This window comes from Vibrio sp. PID17_43 (assembly GCF_002608565.1).
Taxonomy (GTDB): Bacteria; Pseudomonadota; Gammaproteobacteria; order Enterobacterales; family Vibrionaceae; genus Vibrio.
This window is the reverse complement of the sequence record NZ_LIXM01000019.1, coordinates 80,480-100,112: the sequence shown is the minus strand read 5'-3', so window position 1 is coordinate 100,112 and position 19,633 is coordinate 80,480. Positions and strand designations below refer to the sequence as shown.

The following is a 19,633-nucleotide window of genomic DNA, read 5'->3' as shown; positions in this document are numbered from 1 at the left end:
TATAGTGAGTTCTACAAGTCGTGTTCGTTTGATGCAAAAACACTAATGGAGGGCGCGCTATGAACCGACTAAAAATATTACCATTAATCGTATTGCCCTCTTTTTCAGTGTTGACGACAGATAAATAAAAACCCGGCAAAAACCGGGTTTCTTTAACTTAAATCACGTTATGCGATGCGATCTTTTTCCCAAGCAGCGAGCTTTTCAGCTCTTGCCGCTTCACGAGCTTCACGCTTCTTACGTGCATCACATGGTTCGGGACAGTTACATACTTTCTCGATACCAACCGCACCAAGACCGCCACAGCTGCCTTTTACCACCTTCTTTTGGAAGATGTAACCTACCGCCATCGCTGCAATTACCGCAACAAAGACAGCAAAAGTAATTAGAAATGTACTCATAAGGACATACTCACTTCTGTTGTTATTTCTTCATGAACGGCTTGTATGCTTCCGAAGCCAGCTCTTTAAAACCATCATCCGTTTTCACAATCATGAAAACCGGAATGTTATTTTCATTCGCGATAGCCATGCCTTTATCTTCACCTAGCACCATGATGCCAGTTGCAAGACCGTCAGCCGTCATCGACGATTTATCCAATACCGTTACAGACACCACTTTATGATGGATCGGTTTGCCTGTTTGCGGGTTAATAATATGAGAGTATCGCACACCATTGCTCTCAAAGTAATTACGATAGTCACCACTTGTTGCAATTGCCATATCACCCGGCTCAATAATGTCCTGAATTGAGCGTTCATCTACGGTTGGTTTTTCGATCGCAATGCGCCATGGCACGCCTTCACGGTTAATGCCTTTCAAACGCATTTCGCCACCGATTTCCACCATGTAATTATGAATACCTTCTGACTGTAGGTAATCAGCGACCACATCTACGCCCCAGCCTTTCGCGATAGTCGATAGATCGACATATAGGTTTGGAATGTCTTTTGATATTTTATTACCTTCAACCGAAAGGTGGTGAATGCCCGTATTTGCTTTTCGAGCCGCCAACTCTTCATCCGTTGGAACCTCTTCTGGACGCGCTTCTGGGCCAAACCCCCAAAGATTCACTAGAGGGCCAACCGTCACGTCCAATGCGCCTAGAGTAAGACCGTTTAAACGAATCGCTTCTTTCACTACCGTAGCGGTTTGTGGTGATACTTCAAATTGCTCACTGGTTTGATGTTGGTTGAAACGGCTAAGCTCTGAATCTTCACGGTAAGTCGACATTTGATCGTTTACTTCTTCAAGTAGTCGATCGATTTCTGTCTGAAGCACTTCAGGCGATGGTAGGCTACCTTGCTCGATGTATTTGATATTGTAAGTGGTACCCATTGTTGGGCCACTTAAATGGATTTGATCTGCAGGCTGCTCACAGCCCGCCAAAACCAATAGAGAAGCGAATGCAACAAGCCACTTTTTCACTTGTTTACTCCTAGTGTTGTTAATACCAATTCCCCTAATCATCTGATTGGCAGTATTGGCTGTATTGGCATAAATTGATATGGAAAATGGGTTCTTTGCAACTAAACCGATTTCCTATATCAACTGTTGAATATTGTTTTTATTTCTACAAAAAATAATGGCTGACTAAAGGTAGTCAGCCATAACATATATAATTTCAAGGAGTTGGAGTTGTAGCTAGGCGGTAAATAAACCCAAGCCTATGAGCATAGTTCAACTATGTGATTAGGACGGCCGGCGAACCGGTGGGTTTATGAAACCAACAACGCTACAGCTTCAAATACGCTGAAATTTAACCACCGAAGTCATCTAGTAGGATGTTCTCATCCTCTACACCTAGATCTTTCAGCATGCCGATAACAGCCGCGTTCATCATAGGTGGACCACACATGTAGTATTCACAGTCTTCTGGCGCTTCATGATCACGTAGGTAGTTCTCGTAAAGAACGTTGTGAATGAAGCCAGTGTAACCATCCCAGTTATCTTCTGGAAGTGGATCAGACAGTGCGCAGTGCCATACGAAGTTGTCGTTCTCAGCAGCTAGGCCGTCGAAGTCTTCTACGTAGAACATTTCACGCTTAGAACGTGCACCGTACCAGAATGACATCTTACGCTTAGAGTGCAGACGTTTTAGCTGGTCGAAGATATGAGAACGCATTGGAGCCATACCTGCGCCACCACCAACGAATACCATTTCTGCGTCAGTGTCTTTTGCGAAGAACTCACCGAATGGACCAGAGATCGTACACTTGTCGCCTTCTTTTAGAGACCAAATGAACGATGACATGATGCCAGGTGGTACGTCTGGATTGTTCGGCGGCGGAGTCGCGATACGAACGTTCAACATGATGATGCCGTGCTCTTCTGGGTAGTTCGCCATTGAGTACGCACGAATCGTCTCTTCTGTTACTTTCGACTCGTAACGGAACAGGTTGAACTTATCCCAATCTTCACGATATTCCTCAGGAATGTCGTAATCTGCGTATTTCACGTGGTGAGCTGGCGCTTCGATCTGGATGTAACCACCAGCACGGAAAGGTACTGATTCGCCATCTGGAATTTGTAGCTTAAGCTCTTTGATGAATGTTGCTTTGTTATCGTTAGAGATAACCGTACATTCCCACTTCTTAACGCCGAAGATTTCTTCAGGAAGTTCGATGTCCATGTCAGTTTTCATTGCAACCTGACACGCTAGACGCTCACCTTCACGCGCTTCACCTTTCGTAATATGGTCAAGCTCGGTCGGTAGGATGTCGCCACCACCTGATTTAACTTTTACGCGACACTGGCCACATGAGCCACCGCCACCACAAGCAGAAGATACGAATACGCCAGCACCCGCTAACGCAGTTAGTAGCTTACCACCTGGCTGTGTAACGATCGCCAACTCAGGGTTATCGTTCACAGAAATTGTAATGTCACCTGTTGGTACAAGCTTAGACTTAGCGAAAAGAATCACTAGTACTAGCGCAAGTACGATCAGAGTAAACATCACTACACCAAGAATAATGTCCATTGACTATTCCTTAATTGTTGCGGTTTACCCGACTTACAGTTGAACACCAGAGAAAGACATAAAGCCTAACGCCATCAAACCTACAGTGATGAACGTGATACCTAGACCACGTAGACCAGGAGGTACGTCTGAGTACTTCATTTTCTCACGGATACCTGCAAGAGCGACGATGGCTAGCATCCAGCCCACACCTGAACCGAAACCATAAACAATAGATTCAGCAAAGTTGTAGTCACGTTGTACCATGAAAGATACACCACCGAAGATCGCACAGTTTACAGTGATCAGCGGTAGGAAGATGCCTAGCGCGTTGTACAAAGGTGGGAAGAAACGGTCAAGAACCATCTCTAAGATCTGTACAAGTGCTGCAATTACACCGATGAAGGTGATGAAGTTTAGGAAGCTAAGGTCTACGCCCTCAACTAACGCGTTCTCTTTCAGAACTAGGTTGTATACTAGGTTGTTCACAGGAACCGCGATAGTAAGTACTACCACTACTGCAACGCCTAGGCCGAAAGAGGTCTTAACTTTCTTAGATACGGCAAGGAAAGTACACATACCTAGGAAGAAAGACAGTGCCATGTTTTCGATGAAAATCGATTTAACTAGCAGACTGATGTAATGTTCCATGACGCCCTTACTCCTTCGCTTCTACTTGTTCTGGTTTCAGAATACGGATTACCCAGATCAGGAAGCCGATTAGGAAGAATGCAGATGGTGCTAGTAGCATCAGGCCGTTTGGTTGGTACCAACCACCATTGCTCACTAGCGGAAGCACTTCCATACCGAACAGTTTACCTGAGCCAAATAGCTCACGGAAGAAACCGACAGTGATAAGAACGAAACCGTAACCAAGACCGTTACCAATACCGTCGATTAGAGATGGAATTGGCGCAGACTTCATTGCGAATGCTTCAGCACGACCCATTACGATACAGTTCGTGATGATAAGACCTACGAATACCGATAGCTGCTTAGAGATATCGTATAGGTAGGCTTTTAGCACTTGGTCTACCACGATAACTAACGATGCGATGATCGCCATCTGAACGATGATACGTACGCTGTTAGGAATGTGGTTACGGATAAGAGATACACAGAAGTTAGACAGAGCCGTTACGAAAATAACCGCTAGAGTCATAACAAACGCTGTCTCTAGTTTTGTTGTTACTGCAAGCGCAGAACATACACCAAGAACCTGAAGCGCGATTGGGTTGTTATCCAATACTGGCGCTAGGATGCTCTTTTTAACATTTTGGGTACTGGACATTAGTTTAGACCTCCGTCACGCACTTTCTCTAGGAACGGTCCAAAACCGTTGTTGCCTAGCCAAAAGTCAAACGTGTGCTGTACACCTACTGCAGTAAGCGTTGCACCTGATAGACCATCTACTGCATGCTTAGAACCTTGTGGCGCACCACCCTTCACGATCTTGATCGCTGGTTTGTGGTTTTCGTCAAACAGCTCTTTGCCTACGAATTGTGCACGCCAAGTTGGGTTCTCAACTTCACCACCCAATCCCGGAGTTTCACCTTGTTCGTAGTAAGTAATACCGTTAACGGTGTTACCATCAGTTTGTACTGCCACGAACGCATACATCATTGACCATAGACCGTTACCGTGAACCGGCAGAATCACTTGGTCAACTTTGCCATCTTGCTTAACAAGGTAAACCGTACCCACGTTTGCACGACGGATGATTTTCGCTTTGTCTTGTTCAGCGGTTAGTTTGATAGATTGTGCAGGATCTTTTGCTGCCGAGCGCTGATCATAAGCACCAGCATTGCCTTCAACAAAGTTACCTGTTTTGAAATCCACCAAACGTGGCTCAATGTACTCACCGTACAGCTCTTTCACTTGTGCTGAATTTGACGCTTCAATGCCAGCGACTTCAAGGATTTTAGTTTGCTTATCTAGCACAGCATTTTCTTGCTGTTTGCTGCGTAAACCTACTGCGGCTGTTGATACGATGATTGAACAAACGAGGCTCAACCCGACAACAACACCCAGCGTCTTTTTAATGCTGTCGTTATTACTTGCCATAGCGTGCTAGTCTCCGCTTGATGTTCTTCTCAATCACTACATGGTCGAACAGAGGTGCAAATAGGTTCGCGAATAGAATCGCCAGCATCATACCTTCTGGGTACGCTGGGTTAACTACACGGATCATCACACACATTGCACCGATAAGGATGCCGTACCACCACTTACCGCCATTGGTAAATGAAGCGGATACTGGGTCTGTTGCCATGAAGAACATACCGAACGCAAAACCACCTAGAACTAGGTGCCAGTGCCATGGCATGTTGAACATTGGGTTGGTGTCAGAACCGATCACGTTAAATAGTGTCGCTACTGCAATCATACCGATCATTACACCCGCAATGATGCGCCATGAAGCGATTCGCATGTAAACGATCATCGCTGCGCCAATCATTAGTGCTAGCGTCGATACTTCACCGATTGAGCCTGGGATGTTACCAATGAAAGCATCCATCCAAGTCACAGGAGCGCCAGTGATGTTGTTGATCAACGCGCCGCTACCGCCGTTAGCCCATTGGCTAAGCGCCGTTGCACCAGAGAAGCCGTCAGCTGCAGTCCAAACGACGTCACCCGAGATTTGAGCAGGGTAAGCGAAAAATAGGAACGCACGGCCTGCAAGTGCAGGGTTAAGGAAGTTACGACCTGTACCACCGAAAATCTCTTTAGCAACAACAACACCAAAGGTAATACCTAGTGCCGCTTGCCACAAAGGTAGCGTTGGTGGAACGATAAGTGCGAACAGAATAGAAGTAACAAAGAAACCTTCGTTAACTTCGTGCTTACGCACCATACAAAACAGCACTTCCCAGAAACCACCAACGATAAATACCGTTGCGTAGATAGGTAGGAAGTAAGTCGCACCTAGTAGCATTTTACTGCCAACCCCTGCATCAGCGCCAAGAGTGCCGCCAAGCATTTCGGTTAGCCAGTAGTGCCAGTTACCACCGATGATTGTCGCTAGTTGTTCACCAGCGTACATGTGGTTTAGAGCTGCGATAGCTTGGCCACCTGCGTTGTACATACCCCAAAACATTGCTGGGAATACCGCGAACCAAACCATGATCATGATACGTTTTAGGTCAACGCTATCACGAACGTGTGAGCTTTTTTTAGTCACTAGACCAGGCGTGTAGAAAACAGTTGCTGCAGCTTCGTACAGAGCAAACCACTTTTCGTGTTTGCCGCCCGGTTCAAAATGATGCTCGATGTCTTCAAGAAACTTTTTAAGAGCCATGAAAATTACCCTTCCTTCTCGATCGTATCTAGGCATTCACGAAGTAACAAACCGTACTCGTACTTACCAGGACATACAAAGGTACACAATGCTAGATCTTCTTCATCCAGTTCAAGCGCACCTAGTGCTTGAGCACTGTCTGTATCGCCAGCACATAGATCACGAAGTAGCAGAGTAGGCTCCATGTCTAGAGGCATTACGCGTTCGTAGTTGCCGATTGGAACCATTGAACGATCACTACCGTTAGTCGACGTCGTCATGTTGAACAACTGACCTTTAAATAAGTGACCAAGGAAAGATTTCGTTACAGAGAACTTGTTTTTACCAGGCATTGCCCAGCCAAATAGCTCTTTGTCACGGCCTTCGCGTAATACAGAAACCTGTTGATGGTAACGGCCAAGGTACGCGTGTGGACCAACAGCTTGTGTACCTGAAAGTACAGAACCAGAGATCACACGAACTTCGCCAGGCATCAATTCATTATCTGTTAAGTCATCTAGGCTAGCGCCGACTACAGTGCGAACTAGACGAGGGTTATTCACTACTGGGCCAGCTAAAGACACTACACGATCCGTGTATAGCTCACCTGTTAGGAATAACTTACCGAACGCGATAACGTCTTGGTAGTTGATGCTCCAAGCCACGTTTTGTGCATTTACTGGGTATAGGAAATGCATGTGGGTGCCAGCAAGACCTGCTGGGTGAGGGCCATCGAAGACATGTTCTTCTACGTTAGACTGAGAAGAGCGTGGCAAACTCGTGCCAGATTTACAAACGTAAACCTTGTCTTCTGTCAGAGCTGAAAGAATGTCTAGACCTGCAACGAATGCTTCTTTTTGTTCATTGATGATCAACTCAGGCTGAGCCGCAAGTGGATTAGTATCCATTGCAGTTACGAAGATAGCCTTAGTAGAAGACTCAATTGCTGGAACCTTGCTGAACGGACGAGTACGTAAAGCGGTCCAAAGGCCAGATTCAATTAGTTGAGTCTTGATCACTTCACGATCTAAACCAACTAGTTGAGCTGCTTCAAACTTGTCGAATGTCACCTGCTCTTCACCTGCCACTTCAATCACTACAGATTGAAGAACACGCTTCGCGCCACGGTTCACTTCGATCACTTTACCAGCTGCTGGAGCAGTGAACTTCACGCCAGGGTTCTTTTTGTCTTCAAAAAGAACTTGCGCTTTTTTCACTTCATCACCAACGCGGACATGCATGGTAGGACGCATGCCAACGTACTCTTCGCCAAGCAAGGCGACTTTTTTGATGGTCTTACCATCATTAATCACCTGGGATGGAGTTCCTGCGATAGGAAGATCCAAGCCCTTCTTTATTGTAATCATACGCACTTGCACTACTTTTATCGGGAAAAAGATTCTTTTGATTGCGTAACTTTTAGACACGACATCAGTGTCCGGTTCTGATGCTGTTTAAAGCACCAAAATCGCAACATCCTATTAAAAATCTCATCACTGTTTTTGGGATGGATTTATCAGGTGCAGTAGTTTAGCATTTTTTAGGAACTTGATGCCATGACCAATCACAGCAATAGTGGTTTTATTTCGTACGAAATAACGCTAAAAGGCTAAATATTAGTCATAAGTTTGAACCATCGCACAAACGCCAACTCACTTTTATTGGGTGTATTAATAATGCATTCACGCTTTGAAATAAGCATTAACTTCCATTCATTTGTTGAAATACTGTTAATACTCGTTTACTCACAGAGCGTCTATCTCCCCCTTCAAAAATGGGCAAAATATAAAAAAGATGGCCAAAGCCATCTTTTAAAAAATCAGCATGTTATGTTTAGTTTATCGACCACCACCCAAGCACATAGGGCTGTCAGGTGCACCGTCTTGCTCGAACTTCCATTCTTCTGGTGTATAAGTGTGGATGGCAAGCGCGTGAATGTGGTTATCTAACTCATCTGCAAGCACCAAATGCACTTGACGGTGACGGCCGATAAGACGCTGCCCGGCAAATGCACCACTTACCACAATCACCTTAAAATGACTCTCCGAACCAGGGGGAACATTGTGCATATAGCTTTCATTAATCACTTTTAGGTAGTCAGGTTGCAAGTTAATATGCAATTTTTTTTCTATGATTTCTTGGATCATATTCAGCCCTCATTGATGCCAACTTGACAAGTATATACTTTCGCTTCGTAAATTAAATGCTCCGCCTCGCATTCTCGGTCCCTTTTTCGCATTAGAGTTTGTAAAATGCGCGGTGAAAAACTGCAAATTTGACAGCTTTTTGTATCTTGGCCCGCCATCATTTGCGACAATAATCTCTAGTTTCCAACTTAATCTATGTTTACCTATGAAAACCGAATTGAATCTTCACGATCGAAGCCTGACGCTTCATCGTTTCCCAAAGCGATCCAATGAAACACTTCAAGCTTGGGATGCGGGTGATGAATACCTCATCAATCACGTGGAAGACCTAGCATTGCCTGACCATCAAAACATCGTTGTTATTAACGATAACTTCGGTGCATTGGCTTGCTGGTTTTCTAAGAAGCATAACGTCACGTTGATGAGTGACTCTTTTATTTCTCATAAAGGCGTTCAGCAAAACTTAGAGCAGAATCATTGTAATAAGGTCGCGTTTCTCACCACGATGGATGATATCCCTGCCAATGCCGACATGGTTTTGATCCAACTACCAAAGAGTAATCGCCACCTTATTTGGTTATTGAGCCAACTACGCAAAGCGCTACCTGCTGCTTGCCCGATTATTGCCGTCAACAAAGCAAAAGAAATCCACACGTCGACCCTCAAGCTGTTTGAGAAATACTTGGGCGAAACAAAAACATCTCTTGCTTGGAAAAAACATCGCTTAGTGTTTTCTCGCGCGAATGTAGAGCCCGCTATTGAAGTCGATCCAATGACGATTTGGGATGTGGAAGGCGAAGACATTCAACTGAAAAATTGGCCCAACGTGTATTCAGGTGAAAGCTTAGATTTGGGCGCTCGCTTTATGCTACAGCATATCCCACAAGATCCAACCCTTAAGCATATTGTCGACCTAGGCTGCGGTAACGGTGTACTCTCCGTGAAAGCGGGTCAATTGAATCCCCAAACGCGCCTTACCTGTGTCGATGAAAGTTTTATGGCTGTCGAGTCAGCGAAACAAAATTTAATTGATAATTTAGGTGAAGGAAGAGATTACCAATGTATCGCAAATAACTGCTTGGACGGCTTTAAACCTGGTAGTAGCGACCTGATCATGTGTAATCCACCGTTTCACCAACAGCAGGCCATTACAGACCATATCGCTTGGCAAATGTTCTGTGATGCAAAACGAATCTTAAACAAAGGTGGCAAGCTGCTGGTCATCGGCAATCGCCATCTCGGTTATGACGCCAAACTAAAGCGTCTTTTTGGCGACAGTAATGTAAAATTGGTCGCCTCTAACAATAAGTTTGTCATTTTACAGGCAACAAAAGATCCTGCTAAATTAGGCGCAAACTAGGGTCTGAATTCAGAAAAATGGTTAAAAGGAATAATATAATGAAAAAACTGGTACTCGCGGCTTCGGTTGCTTTGCTGGCCGCATGTTCAGCACCTCAACAACCACAACTTAATCTAATGCCGGAGACGACCCTAAGCACTAACCCTATCGTTCAGGGCAAAACATACAGTCTAACCAGTAAAGATCTTCGCGCTGCACAGTATGTCGCATTGGTCGATAACGGACGTTCGAACATTCTTCCTCTTCATGCCAAGCAAAGCCTGCGTATCTCACTGGAAGGGGCGCTCGAACAGCAATTATCTTCTCAGGGGTTTCACTCTGATCTAAATAGCAACAACGCGATTGAATTAGAAATACAAGAAGTATTAGTCAATGTGAAGCACTCTGTTATGGAAAACGAAATGGATGCCAAGGCAGTGCTTGAGATCACCGCTGAAACACCTCAAGGTAAGCTCGTAAAAACCTTTACAGGCACAGCGAAACGTTCTGGTACACTAAGCGCGTCTGACGCAGATATAGAACAAGCGCTTAATGATGTTATCGCACTTACCCTAAAAGAAATGGCCAATGATGCAGAGTTGCGTCAATACATGCAGGAGCGATTCTAATGTTGCGTAAAGCTATTCTTTCTCTTGCCTTGCTTAGCTGCAGTGTTTTTGCTGGTCCAAAAGTTGCGTTTGAAACAACGTTAGGTAACTTCACCGTTGAATTGAATCAAGAAAAAGCACCAATCACAGTCGCGAACTTTCTTAAATATGTGGAAGACGGCAGCTATGAAGGCACTATTTTTCATCGCGTGATCCCGGGTTTTATGGCTCAGGGGGGAGGGTTCAACCAAGACATGCAAATGGTAAAAACGTACGCGCCAATTAAAAACGAAGGAAACAACGGTTTAAACAACGACCGTGCAACCATTGCTATGGCTCGAACCAATCTTCCTGACTCTGCGACGCGCCAGTTTTTTATTAACCTAACTGATAATGACTTCTTAAACTACGGCTCTCGTCCACCAGGCTATGCGGTATTTGGAGAAGTGACCGAAGGTTTCGATGTGATTCAAAAAATGGCGAAACAGCCAACCAAATCCGTCGGTCGAATGCAAGATGTCCCTGAGACGCAAATTGTCATAACCAAGGCCACTCTCATTAAGTAGCAAGCCAATAAGCCCTTTGAATAGTCGAAGGGCTTTCTCTTTTCGTCGCTCGATATTAACGGATCCATTTATGTCTTCACTGCCTTCCATTACTTGGCTGGAAACAGTAAAAAGTTACCTCGACAAACGCCTAATGTGGGTCTTCATGCTCGGTTGTTCGAGCGGTTTCCCTTGGGTACTTATTGGTTCAAACATGTCTGGCTGGCTCAAAGACGCCGGTTTGACGCTGTCTGCTATCGGTTATTTCGGTAGTGTGTTTGCCGTATACGCAATCAACTTTATGTGGGCTCCACTGGTCGATCGCGTCAAATTACCCGTGCTACATCGATTATTGGGACAACGCCGTAGTTGGATTCTCCTTTGCCAGTCTATCATCTTAGTCGCGACGCTTTATATTGCAGAAGTAAACCCGGCAGAAAATTTGATTTTCACCTCTATGCTCGCACTCTGTATTGCAACCGCTTCTGCTACCCAAGATATTGCTATCGATGCTTTCCGTATTGATACGTTTCCTAAATCAGAATCATCCAAGTTACCACAAGCTTCGGCGATGGCGGTGATCGGCTGGTGGACAGGATACTCACTTCCGGGTTACCTCGCTTTCATCAATGCAGACAGCGTGGGCTGGAATGGCGTTTATTATGGTATGGCTATCATTGTGGTGTTATTGATGATATTCACGTTGTTAGTTGGTGAACCGCAAACTCAGCGTGAACAACTGCAACATCAAGCCGAACAACGTCATAAAGAAGTGGTTGGTTCTAAGCTGGTTGCTTGGTTTACCGTGACCGTTGTAGAACCGTTCCTTGATTTCTTTAACCGAAACGGAGTGCGTGTTGCTATTACTTTGCTGCTCTTCGTTTTCTTGTTTAAGATTGGTGAAGCGTTCTTAGGTAGAATGTCGATCGCGTTCTATAAAGATATTGGCTTTAGCAACGAGCAAATCGGTTACTACTCCAAATTAATTGGCTGGGGTGCAACCATGCTGTTTACGTTTGTTGGCAGTATGTTCAATGTGAAGTTTGGTATCGTCCGCGGCCTGATGATTGGTGGTATTGCCATGGCAGCCAGCAACCTGATGTTCGCATGGATTGCGAAAGTCGGCCCGAGTGAGCATTTGTACTTAGCGACCATCATCGTTGATAACTTTACAACCGCCTTCTCAACGGTTGCTTTCGTGTCTTTCTTAACAATATTGACAGGACAGGCATTTTCCGCGACACAATACGCTTTGCTCGCCTCTTTAGGTAATTTTGGGCGAACAACACTCGCTTCTTTTAGTGGGGAATTGGTCGACTACCTAGACAATTGGACGGCTTTCTTTATCCTTACCGCAGTCATGGTAATTCCAAGCTTAATCATGCTTTATTCGTTAAGACACTACTTTACAGATTTGCTAGAGAAAGCGAAGCAACGACACTAACCACGTGAGATTAATAAAAAAAACCACCGAAAAACGGTGGTTTTTACTTTGAATTCGTGATGTTAAGGGTACATGCCGTTACCAAATAGATTAAAGATTCGGGCGACACCTTGAGTGAAAATCATCGGTTCTGTCAGCACCGTCAAACACAAACAGTCTTCCCCGGTTTTGGTAAATGGACTGTGCTTATTCGATGCATCTCTTACCAGCAGATCGCCTTGCTCATAGTGGCCATCTTCATCACTGAATCCACCATGTAAAACTAAAGTTGACTCCAACCCCTTATGGGTATGCTGTGGAATCCTTACATCTTCACTGATGTACATCAGGTTTACTCTTGCGTCTTCCCCAAAATCGATTTGAGCACTAAAGACCTTACCGCCATAACTCTTCCAATCTCCGACTAAGTCAGTGTACCGACTCAACGTTTTTGGAAGCTGAAAAGTTTTACCCGCAACGCTTACCGAAGCGACTTCTCTGATAATAATATCATCACAGGTTGGCTTTGAATTAATAATGTCACGAAACATGAGGTCAAAAGTAGGGTCATAGTCAGCCGGAATATCATTGGCGACATCACAGGCTTGGGCCGCTTCCATTTGATTGACACATGCACGGCAATAGGAACATGTTTCCAAATGGGTTGCGACCACTAAACCAGAAACCGCATCGATACTTCCTGAAGCATAGGCCTCTAACAAGTTGTTATCTGGGTGTTTGTTCATAGTTGCTCCGTATGCATCGAATGCCTTAATTTTTCTACCGCCAATCTTAAGCGCGATTTAACGGTGCCAAGAGGAATATCGAAAAGCTCCGCAACTTGTTGATGGGGCATTTCCTCTAAATACACTGCCCGCAGAACATCTCTCTGATTTTTGGGCAGTATGTCTAAAAACTTAACCACCTGCTCTTTGAGCATGTCCTGCTCCGGCGAATAATGGTCAACCAAATCAGGGGGGTAGTATTCCGATGGCCAGATGTCATCAGAATGAATATGCAGATCTTTGCCTTTCTGTTTTCTCAGTAAGTCAAAGCACTGATTTCGAATAATCGTGTAGATCCAGGTTGATAACGCGCTTTTCGACCCGTCATATAAATGGGCTTTTTGCCACACCGTCGCCATGGCCTCTTGCACCATCTCCATCGCCACTTGATCGTTACCAACATGCTTATAAGCGAACTGCTTCAGTTTCGGTGCATAGAAACGAAATACAAAGGCAAACGCGTCGGTGTCTCTCGCTTTTACCCTGTCCATGTATGCGTTCCACTCGCTTCGCCCTAGTTTCTGAGAGTTATCACTCATCATAATCAACCTTAATAGTCGGGAGGAGTCGCCTCCTCCCTCTTCATCCTAATTCGTGATGTCATTAACCAAAAGGTTAAAGCCACCATTATCGTCAATGGCAATAGCTTGATATACCATACCATTTTCTAGCGTAGGTAAAGGTGCTGGACCTATAACAGGCGTTTTGTCACCAGGTGCGGTAACCGTCACATAATAATCGCCCGCTGCTACATAAATATTTTGAACACTATCTTTATACGCAAAATTGGCTATCGCTGGATCAATGCTCGAAATATCCTGTGACTGCGTGAGGTAAACATCAACAGTTGCAGCGGCTGGGTTTGCAGCCGCATGTGTCACATTCAGGACGGCACTCGTTGCAATCGATCTTCTGTTGTCTTCAACGACTAGCGCTTCAATATCAGACACTAAGCCAATCGCATATACGCTATATGAGTTGCCTGGAGCAAAGGCTAAATCTGCGCTAATAATTGGGGTTGCTATACCTTGCGCATCAACCTGAACTTGGTAAGAGTCTGAAGCCAATGTTTGATAAGTTGAGATGGTTTTAAAGGCTACGTCTGAAAGCACTGTTGTACCATCTAGAGACACATCAACGTTCGGGGCGCCATTAACTAGGTGTCCGACCCGAACGTCTGATTCTGCGGACGGGAAATCACGCATAGAGTCATTAGACACATTTTGAACTATAGTCGAACCCTCGCCATCGAGAACAAGCAATTTTACGGGTGACTCAGATACCGAGCCGCCTTTATTTATCGCAGCGACGGTTAAATTGCTGTTTGGCGCTAGAGTCAATGGGCCTGAATCAAAGACCGGCGTGTTCGCCGCATCAGAAGAATCGGTCAAACGAATCTGGTATTCGCCATCTGGGATATTGAGAACGTTAGTAAATTGGGTATAGGCAAGGGTCGCGACAGGGTTCTCATTGGTAAGGTCTGCATCAGGAGTCGTAACAAATACATTGACTTGGGTAACACCAGTCGCGGCGTGGACAACTTGCACATCCAGACTCTGGTTATTGGCCATCGAATCTTCTGAACGTGTCACAATAAGAGGTTCTACCGACCCATCAGCCGCACTACCGACAACAAATGCGGTGTAAAGAATATCATCATCAAGGTAGAGCGGCGCGTTGATGACTTCCGCCGTTTGGCCACCAGGCAACTGAACGTCGACAGCAACATCATACGTCCCTTCTTCAAGTCGTACATAACCAGATCCAGAGCCATAATCAAGGTCTGACAACGCCTCATTGCCGTTAAGCAGAACATTGGCACGAGGCGCATCCGGGGACGCATGAACAGCCTGCAAATACGTGTAGTCTTTGCTGTCGCTGTCAGAACCACAAGCACTGATACCGAGCACAGCGACAACGGTCACTGCTAGTTTTGAAAATCCATTCATATCTTAGTCTCTTTTTTGGGAGGGGCTTCAATGGCATCATTAAGAAATTGCAGTGCAGGTAAACAATCCTCTGCTCCTACCAACTTTTCAAACAACGTACTATCGAGAGGTAACAGCTCTAACCAACGTTGAGCAACCCATGATGGATCATCATAGAAACGGTGTTGATAGAGATTTCCGAGTTGGGGAAACTGTTTATAAACATGATTCAACTGTTGACTCAAATAAACAAACGCCGGGGCGGGCTCTGGCGCTTGCCAGTTGCCCATCCACTCAACTTCCGCATGGCGAAGGCCATCTGAGTCCGCTCTAACGCGTTTAACGATGAATCGTTTCTCACCAACAACAGTAATACCAAGAAGCCCATCACTGAGTGTTTCAAAATCAACGATGGTGACCAAAGTTCCGATCGATGAAACATTCCCAACCGCCTTGGCGTCGGTTCCATTGCCCACAAGACAGACCCCAAACCCTACGTTTTGGAGGCAGCATTCTTTCACCATGCGTTTGTATCTTGGTTCAAAAATACGCAGATTCATCTTGCCTTCAGGTAATACGACGGAGGTCAGTGGGAATAACATGACTTCTTTCATTCAAGCGTCCTCTTTGATTCATAAAGTGTTACGAAGAGGACACAAATAGGATCACTAACGATTTTTGTTGGTTAATCGACTGGCTTAAAAATTCATAAAACCGCTTGCGCAAACGATCCAAGTCACACAAACACTGCAAATCGATGCAACAAATAAAAAGTTCCATGGCATTGACCAATTACGTGACGATCATCACTAAAAATATTTACTTTTGCACCGTTTATCACTTTCATTTGAGATTTTTATCGCTATTATTCCCGCCAATTGGAAAGCGCAGCGAAGATTGCGTGTTCTGAATCATTACAAACATAGAGAGTCCACTTATGCGTAAATCACTTTTAGCTCTTAGCCTACTAGCAGCTACATCAGCTCCTGTTATGGCGGCAGATTACTCTGACGGCGATATCCACAAGAACGATTACAAGTGGATGCAATTCAACCTAATGGGTGCATTTGACGAACTTCCTGGCGAGTCTTCACACGATTACCTAGAGATGGAATTTGGCGGTCGCTCTGGTATTTTTGAACTTTACGGCTATGTTGATGTGTTCAACCTACTATCTAACCCAAGTAGCGACAAAGCAGACAGCCAAGCAAAAATGTTCATGAAATTTGCGCCTCGCATGTCTATTGATGCTCTAACTGGTCAAGACCTATCTTTCGGTCCAGTTCAAGAACTATTCGTTGCATCTGAAATTACTTGGGATGGCGTAAACACGACACCTGACAAAAAAATTAAAGATTCAAACTGTGGCAAAAACCCTGATGGTAGCGTAAAAGCATGTGTTGATTCGGGCACTTTCGGTGTAAACCAGCAGAAAGTTGGTCTAGGTTCAAATGTAGAACTACCATGGTTTGGTAAAGTAGGCATGAACCTATACGCTACTTACGATTCAAACCTAAAAGACTGGAACGGTTACCAATTCTCGACTAACTGGTTCAAACCTTTCTACTTCTTCGAGAACGGTTCATTCGTCTCTTACCAAGGTTACATTGATTACCAATTCGGCATGAAAGAAGAATATTCTTCTGCTAGCAACGGCGGTGCAATGTACAACGGTATCTACTGGCACTCAGATCGTTATGCTGTTGGTTACGGCCTAAAAGGTTATAAAGATGTTTACGGCATCAAAGACTCTGACGGCTTCAAAACGACTGGTTTTGCTCACTACGTAGCTGTCACTTACAAGTTCTAATTGAACCAATAAGTTTTCCCCAAAAATGGCGCCTCTGGCGCCATTTTTATTTGCTTTCCTTTTCTCCCTCATTATCCTTGCAGCAAATCTTTTTAATGAGCGCGTTTGGTGAATATTCTCATCCTTGGTCCAGGAGCCGTCGGTTCACTCTGGGCGACTAAATTCAAACTTGTTGGACACCATGTTTCATTGTGGGGACGTACCTCTGAGAGCGAGTTGTCGCTTCAACTGGATGATGCTCCGCTTACCACTTATTCCAATCAAAGCATTACCTCTGTACAAGAGGCTGATTTGATTTTAATCACGGTAAAAGCTTGGCAAGTTGAATCCGCCATTGAACCTCTTCTTCCCTACATCAGCGAAGACACCATCGTGATGTTAATGCACAACGGGATGGGAACCGCGCCACTCATCGAGGCAAAGCTGGCCAATAACCCTATCGTGATTGCCACGACAACGCACGGCGCATACAAGCCAAGCAAACAGCAAGTATTGCATACTGGTCATGGATACACACAGTTAGGTGGTTTTAATGCTAAAGGCGCTCAATGTGACTTCCTTGCCGAAGTGATGAATCACGCCCTGCCTGAGGTGCACTGGAACCCTAACATCAACGGAGCCTTGTGGACCAAGCTTGCGATCAATTGCGCTATCAACCCACTGACCGCTATCCATCAATGTAAGAATGGTGAGCTTGCCGCTAATGAGTTTGCGATCGAGTTGGCTAACATCACTCATGAGTTGGTAGAAGTCATGAATAAAGAAGAGATAAAGGTGGATTTTGACGCACTTCACGCCACCATAATGCAAGTGGTTAACGCAACTGCGGCAAACTACTCTTCTATGAGGCAAGATGTTTTTCACCGACGTCGTACCGAGATAGACTTTATTACTGGTTATCTACTGCAAACCACCGAAAAGCATCAAATCAGTACGCCAGAGAACACCAAGCTCTATCAACGCATCAAACAGATTGAACAAAGCTGGACTGAATAATGAAGAAAAAGATCTTAGTACCTATCGCACCGGGCACAGAAGAAATGGAAGCGGTCACCGTCATCGATATCATGGTTCGTGCAGGTTATGAAGTGACGGTCGCAAGTGCCGACTTTGATGGTGCACTGACGATGAAAGCCTCTCGTGGCGTCACGCTGACCGCGGACTGTAAATTGGTCGATATTGCCGATGACGAGTTTGATGCGATTGTACTCTCTGGCGGTGTCGGCGGCGCGGAAACCTTCCGTGATAGTACTATCATGATTGAGATCCTGAAACAGCATATGTACGAAGGTAAACTCGTTGCTGCAATTTGTGCCGCGCCAGCGTTAGTGCTTCAACACCACAATTTGTATCCAGAAGCGCTCATGACTTGCCACCCGAGCTTTCAATCTCATATCCCAGACGACAAATGGCGAGTCAAACGCGTGACCATGGATGTGAACCACAATCTCATCACTAGCCAGGGGCCTGGTACTGCGCTGGAGTTTGCGATGGAGATTATCATCCAACTTTCAGGCAAAGAGCATGCATGGACTGTTGCAGAGCCTATGGTGACACTGCCTACCCTCCACTATCACGAGTTCGGTGACGAATAATGTTTGACGTTAATGCAGTACGTAAGCAGTTCCCAGCCCTTAATCAGACGGTAAATCAAACACCTCTGGTGTACCTAGATAGTGCAGCGACAACACAGAAGCCGCAATGCGTCATTGACGTAATCAGCCATTATTACAGCGCACAGAACGCCAATGTACATCGTGGTAGCCACAGCTTAACGGCCAATGCCACCAGCCAATTTGAAGCGGCACGTGACACAGTGGCGGAATTCATTGGTGCAGCCAGTTCAAAAGAGATCATTTGGACACGTGGTGCAACCGAAGCGCTGAACTTGATCGCGCAAACTTATGCCCGTAGTACACTAAACGCAGGCGATGAGATATTAATCAGCGAGATGGAGCATCACGCCAATATCGTTCCATGGCAAATAGTCGCAGAGCAGACAGGAGCGAAAATCGTTAAGGTTCCGATGACCTCCGATTGTCAGTTCGATATCGATGCGTTTGAAACGCTACTGTCGGAGCGCTGTAAAATCGTCGCCTGTGCACAGATCACTAACGTGACAGGTTCTCGTCAACCTATCGAAAGAATCATTGCCATGGCGCATGCGGTAGGCGCTGTTGTCGTAGTAGATGGTGCTCAAGGTATCGTGCATGAGCAGTTGAACTTGGCAGAGTTAGATGTCGATTTTTATGTGTTCTCAGGTCACAAACTCTATGCCCCTGCAGGTATCGGTGTACTCTATGGCAAGCTAGAACTGTTAGAGGCGATGCCTCCATGGCACGGTGGCGGAAAAATGGTAGATAAGGTCTCGTTTGAGAAAACCACGTTTTCTGCGCTACCAGGCAAATTTGAAGCGGGTACACCAAACGTTGCGGGTGCCATTGCGTTGGCAAAAGCCATCGACTGGTATCAAGGTTTCGATCGGCAAGCTGTCGAGGCTCATCTGCACACTCTACAAGAAAGAGCGTACCAAGCATTAAGCCAATTGGATGACATTCGCATTCTTGGCTACCAACCGAAAGCTTCTGTTCTGACTTTTGTTATGGATGGCGTTCACCACCAAGATATTGCGACGCTGCTAGACCAGCAAGGTATTGCGGTTCGTGCAGGGCATCACTGTGCTCATCCTCTGATGGATGCGCTTAACGTCAAAGGCACGGTGCGCGTTTCTTTTGGTATCTACAACACGTTAGAAGACGTTGAAAAGCTGATTGCCGCCGTCGAGAAAGCGGTTGATATGCTTTAGGAA

The 19,633-nt window shown here is 45.3% G+C and carries 21 protein-coding genes; 8 read left to right on the top strand and 13 right to left on the bottom strand.

The window, feature by feature from the left end; translation table 11 throughout:
* Positions 1-167: 167 nt before the first annotated feature.
* The 9 genes from nqrM to AK965_RS14420 form a co-directional block, all read right to left on the bottom strand.
* Positions 168-401: a (Na+)-NQR maturation NqrM gene (nqrM, locus tag AK965_RS14460; protein WP_005436655.1), complete on the bottom strand. Its 234-nt coding sequence runs from the start codon at positions 399-401 to the stop codon at positions 168-170.
* A 22-nt stretch (positions 402-423) separates the two neighbouring features.
* A complete protein-coding gene (locus AK965_RS14455; protein WP_099080266.1) occupies positions 424-1,428 on the bottom strand; it encodes an FAD:protein FMN transferase in 1,005 nt (334 codons plus the stop codon).
* A 331-nt stretch (positions 1,429-1,759) separates the two neighbouring features.
* Complete coding sequence (nqrF, locus tag AK965_RS14450; protein WP_099080265.1) at positions 1,760-2,983, bottom strand: NADH:ubiquinone reductase (Na(+)-transporting) subunit F; 1,224 nt, start codon at positions 2,981-2,983, stop codon at positions 1,760-1,762.
* Positions 2,984-3,016: 33 nt separating this feature from the next.
* Positions 3,017-3,613 (bottom strand): NADH:ubiquinone reductase (Na(+)-transporting) subunit E, encoded by a 597-nt coding sequence (gene nqrE, locus AK965_RS14445; RefSeq protein WP_005427385.1) that lies wholly within the window; start codon positions 3,611-3,613, stop codon positions 3,017-3,019.
* A gap of 7 nt (positions 3,614-3,620) precedes the next feature.
* Positions 3,621-4,253 (bottom strand): NADH:ubiquinone reductase (Na(+)-transporting) subunit D, encoded by a 633-nt coding sequence (locus AK965_RS14440; RefSeq protein ID WP_099080264.1) that lies wholly within the window; start codon positions 4,251-4,253, stop codon positions 3,621-3,623.
* Positions 4,253-5,026: a Na(+)-translocating NADH-quinone reductase subunit C gene (locus tag AK965_RS14435; RefSeq protein ID WP_099080263.1), complete on the bottom strand. Its 774-nt coding sequence runs from the start codon at positions 5,024-5,026 to the stop codon at positions 4,253-4,255. The genes AK965_RS14440 and AK965_RS14435 overlap by 1 nt, the downstream gene beginning before the upstream one ends.
* Positions 5,016-6,260 (bottom strand): NADH:ubiquinone reductase (Na(+)-transporting) subunit B, encoded by a 1,245-nt coding sequence (locus tag AK965_RS14430; protein WP_099080262.1) that lies wholly within the window; start codon positions 6,258-6,260, stop codon positions 5,016-5,018. Before AK965_RS14430 ends, AK965_RS14435 begins: the two co-directional genes overlap by 11 nt.
* Positions 6,261-6,265: 5 nt before the next feature.
* Positions 6,266-7,606 carry a Na(+)-translocating NADH-quinone reductase subunit A gene (locus AK965_RS14425; RefSeq protein WP_099080261.1) on the bottom strand — a complete coding sequence of 447 codons (1,341 nt, stop codon included), beginning with the start codon at positions 7,604-7,606 and terminating at the stop codon, positions 6,266-6,268.
* A 471-nt stretch (positions 7,607-8,077) separates the two neighbouring features.
* Positions 8,078-8,386 (bottom strand): BolA/IbaG family iron-sulfur metabolism protein, encoded by a 309-nt coding sequence (locus tag AK965_RS14420; RefSeq protein ID WP_099080260.1) that lies wholly within the window; start codon positions 8,384-8,386, stop codon positions 8,078-8,080.
* Between the two features lie 205 nt (positions 8,387-8,591).
* On the opposite strand from AK965_RS14420, the gene AK965_RS14415 reads away from it, so the two are divergent.
* From AK965_RS14415 to AK965_RS14400, 4 genes are all read left to right on the top strand, one after another.
* Entirely contained in the window at positions 8,592-9,746 is a 1,155-nt protein-coding gene (locus AK965_RS14415) for a methyltransferase (RefSeq protein ID WP_099080259.1), read from the top strand.
* 38 nt (positions 9,747-9,784) lie between these two features.
* Complete coding sequence (locus AK965_RS14410) at positions 9,785-10,354, top strand: YajG family lipoprotein (protein ID WP_099080258.1); 570 nt, start codon at positions 9,785-9,787, stop codon at positions 10,352-10,354.
* On the top strand, positions 10,354-10,899 hold the full coding sequence (locus AK965_RS14405) for a peptidylprolyl isomerase (protein WP_099080257.1): 546 nt from the start codon (positions 10,354-10,356) through the stop codon (positions 10,897-10,899). The genes AK965_RS14410 and AK965_RS14405 overlap by 1 nt, the downstream gene beginning before the upstream one ends.
* 70 nt (positions 10,900-10,969) lie before the next feature.
* Positions 10,970-12,322 (top strand): MFS transporter, encoded by a 1,353-nt coding sequence (locus tag AK965_RS14400; protein WP_099080256.1) that lies wholly within the window; start codon positions 10,970-10,972, stop codon positions 12,320-12,322.
* 62 nt (positions 12,323-12,384) lie between these two features.
* Here AK965_RS14400 and AK965_RS14395 read toward each other — a convergent pair whose 3' ends face one another.
* From AK965_RS14395 to AK965_RS14380, 4 genes are read right to left on the bottom strand one after another with little or no spacing between them, the layout of a single operon-like run.
* Positions 12,385-13,047 (bottom strand): ChrR family anti-sigma-E factor, encoded by a 663-nt coding sequence (locus AK965_RS14395; protein WP_099080255.1) that lies wholly within the window; start codon positions 13,045-13,047, stop codon positions 12,385-12,387.
* The gene (locus tag AK965_RS14390) at positions 13,044-13,628 is read right to left on the bottom strand and encodes an RNA polymerase sigma factor (protein ID WP_099080254.1); all 585 of its coding nucleotides are present in this window, start codon (positions 13,626-13,628) and stop codon (positions 13,044-13,046) included. The genes AK965_RS14395 and AK965_RS14390 overlap by 4 nt, the downstream gene beginning before the upstream one ends.
* Before the next feature lie 45 nt (positions 13,629-13,673).
* On the bottom strand, positions 13,674-15,035 hold the full coding sequence (locus AK965_RS14385) for a DUF4397 domain-containing protein (RefSeq protein WP_099080253.1): 1,362 nt from the start codon (positions 15,033-15,035) through the stop codon (positions 13,674-13,676).
* The gene (locus tag AK965_RS14380) at positions 15,032-15,628 is read right to left on the bottom strand and encodes an LON peptidase substrate-binding domain-containing protein (protein ID WP_099080252.1); all 597 of its coding nucleotides are present in this window, start codon (positions 15,626-15,628) and stop codon (positions 15,032-15,034) included. Before AK965_RS14380 ends, AK965_RS14385 begins: the two co-directional genes overlap by 4 nt.
* Before the next feature lie 323 nt (positions 15,629-15,951).
* Here AK965_RS14380 and AK965_RS14370 point away from each other — a divergent pair, with 323 nt between their 5' ends.
* The 4 genes from AK965_RS14370 to csdA all read left to right on the top strand — a co-directional run bounded on the left by AK965_RS14370 (position 15,952) and on the right by csdA (position 19,630).
* Positions 15,952-16,824 carry an outer membrane protein OmpK gene (locus AK965_RS14370; protein WP_099080250.1) on the top strand — a complete coding sequence of 291 codons (873 nt, stop codon included), beginning with the start codon at positions 15,952-15,954 and terminating at the stop codon, positions 16,822-16,824.
* Positions 16,825-16,932: 108 nt separating this feature from the next.
* On the top strand, positions 16,933-17,820 hold the full coding sequence (gene panE / locus AK965_RS14365; protein ID WP_099080249.1) for a 2-dehydropantoate 2-reductase: 888 nt from the start codon (positions 16,933-16,935) through the stop codon (positions 17,818-17,820).
* Positions 17,820-18,419 (top strand): DJ-1 family glyoxalase III, encoded by a 600-nt coding sequence (locus AK965_RS14360; RefSeq protein ID WP_099080248.1) that lies wholly within the window; start codon positions 17,820-17,822, stop codon positions 18,417-18,419. The genes panE and AK965_RS14360 overlap by 1 nt, the downstream gene beginning before the upstream one ends.
* Positions 18,419-19,630: a cysteine desulfurase CsdA gene (gene csdA, locus AK965_RS14355; protein WP_099080247.1), complete on the top strand. Its 1,212-nt coding sequence runs from the start codon at positions 18,419-18,421 to the stop codon at positions 19,628-19,630. Before AK965_RS14360 ends, csdA begins: the two co-directional genes overlap by 1 nt.
* The last annotated feature ends 3 nt before the right edge of the window (positions 19,631-19,633 follow it).

What these genes read in the sequence shown, in the direction of transcription:
- nqrF (WP_099080265.1), bottom strand. Translation starts at nt 2,983, where the DNA reads ATGGACATTATTCTTGGTGTAGTGATGTTTACTCTGATCGTACTTGCG.
- AK965_RS14390 (WP_099080254.1), bottom strand. Translation starts at nt 13,628, where the DNA reads ATGATGAGTGATAACTCTCAGAAACTAGGGCGAAGCGAGTGGAACGCA.
- nqrM (WP_005436655.1), bottom strand. Translation starts at nt 401, where the DNA reads ATGAGTACATTTCTAATTACTTTTGCTGTCTTTGTTGCGGTAATTGCA.
- AK965_RS14395 (WP_099080255.1), bottom strand. Translation starts at nt 13,047, where the DNA reads ATGAACAAACACCCAGATAACAACTTGTTAGAGGCCTATGCTTCAGGA.
- AK965_RS14405 (WP_099080257.1), top strand. Translation starts at nt 10,354, where the DNA reads ATGTTGCGTAAAGCTATTCTTTCTCTTGCCTTGCTTAGCTGCAGTGTT.
- AK965_RS14410 (WP_099080258.1), top strand. Translation starts at nt 9,785, where the DNA reads ATGAAAAAACTGGTACTCGCGGCTTCGGTTGCTTTGCTGGCCGCATGT.
- AK965_RS14425 (WP_099080261.1), bottom strand. Translation starts at nt 7,606, where the DNA reads ATGATTACAATAAAGAAGGGCTTGGATCTTCCTATCGCAGGAACTCCA.
- AK965_RS14440 (WP_099080264.1), bottom strand. Translation starts at nt 4,253, where the DNA reads ATGTCCAGTACCCAAAATGTTAAAAAGAGCATCCTAGCGCCAGTATTG.
- AK965_RS14370 (WP_099080250.1), top strand. Translation starts at nt 15,952, where the DNA reads ATGCGTAAATCACTTTTAGCTCTTAGCCTACTAGCAGCTACATCAGCT.
- nqrE (WP_005427385.1), bottom strand. Translation starts at nt 3,613, where the DNA reads ATGGAACATTACATCAGTCTGCTAGTTAAATCGATTTTCATCGAAAAC.
- AK965_RS14430 (WP_099080262.1), bottom strand. Translation starts at nt 6,260, where the DNA reads ATGGCTCTTAAAAAGTTTCTTGAAGACATCGAGCATCATTTTGAACCG.
- AK965_RS14360 (WP_099080248.1), top strand. Translation starts at nt 17,820, where the DNA reads ATGAAGAAAAAGATCTTAGTACCTATCGCACCGGGCACAGAAGAAATG.
- AK965_RS14380 (WP_099080252.1), bottom strand. Translation starts at nt 15,628, where the DNA reads ATGAAAGAAGTCATGTTATTCCCACTGACCTCCGTCGTATTACCTGAA.
- AK965_RS14415 (WP_099080259.1), top strand. Translation starts at nt 8,592, where the DNA reads ATGAAAACCGAATTGAATCTTCACGATCGAAGCCTGACGCTTCATCGT.
- AK965_RS14420 (WP_099080260.1), bottom strand. Translation starts at nt 8,386, where the DNA reads ATGATCCAAGAAATCATAGAAAAAAAATTGCATATTAACTTGCAACCT.
- AK965_RS14385 (WP_099080253.1), bottom strand. Translation starts at nt 15,035, where the DNA reads ATGAATGGATTTTCAAAACTAGCAGTGACCGTTGTCGCTGTGCTCGGT.
- AK965_RS14435 (WP_099080263.1), bottom strand. Translation starts at nt 5,026, where the DNA reads ATGGCAAGTAATAACGACAGCATTAAAAAGACGCTGGGTGTTGTTGTC.
- AK965_RS14400 (WP_099080256.1), top strand. Translation starts at nt 10,970, where the DNA reads ATGTCTTCACTGCCTTCCATTACTTGGCTGGAAACAGTAAAAAGTTAC.
- csdA (WP_099080247.1), top strand. Translation starts at nt 18,419, where the DNA reads ATGTTTGACGTTAATGCAGTACGTAAGCAGTTCCCAGCCCTTAATCAG.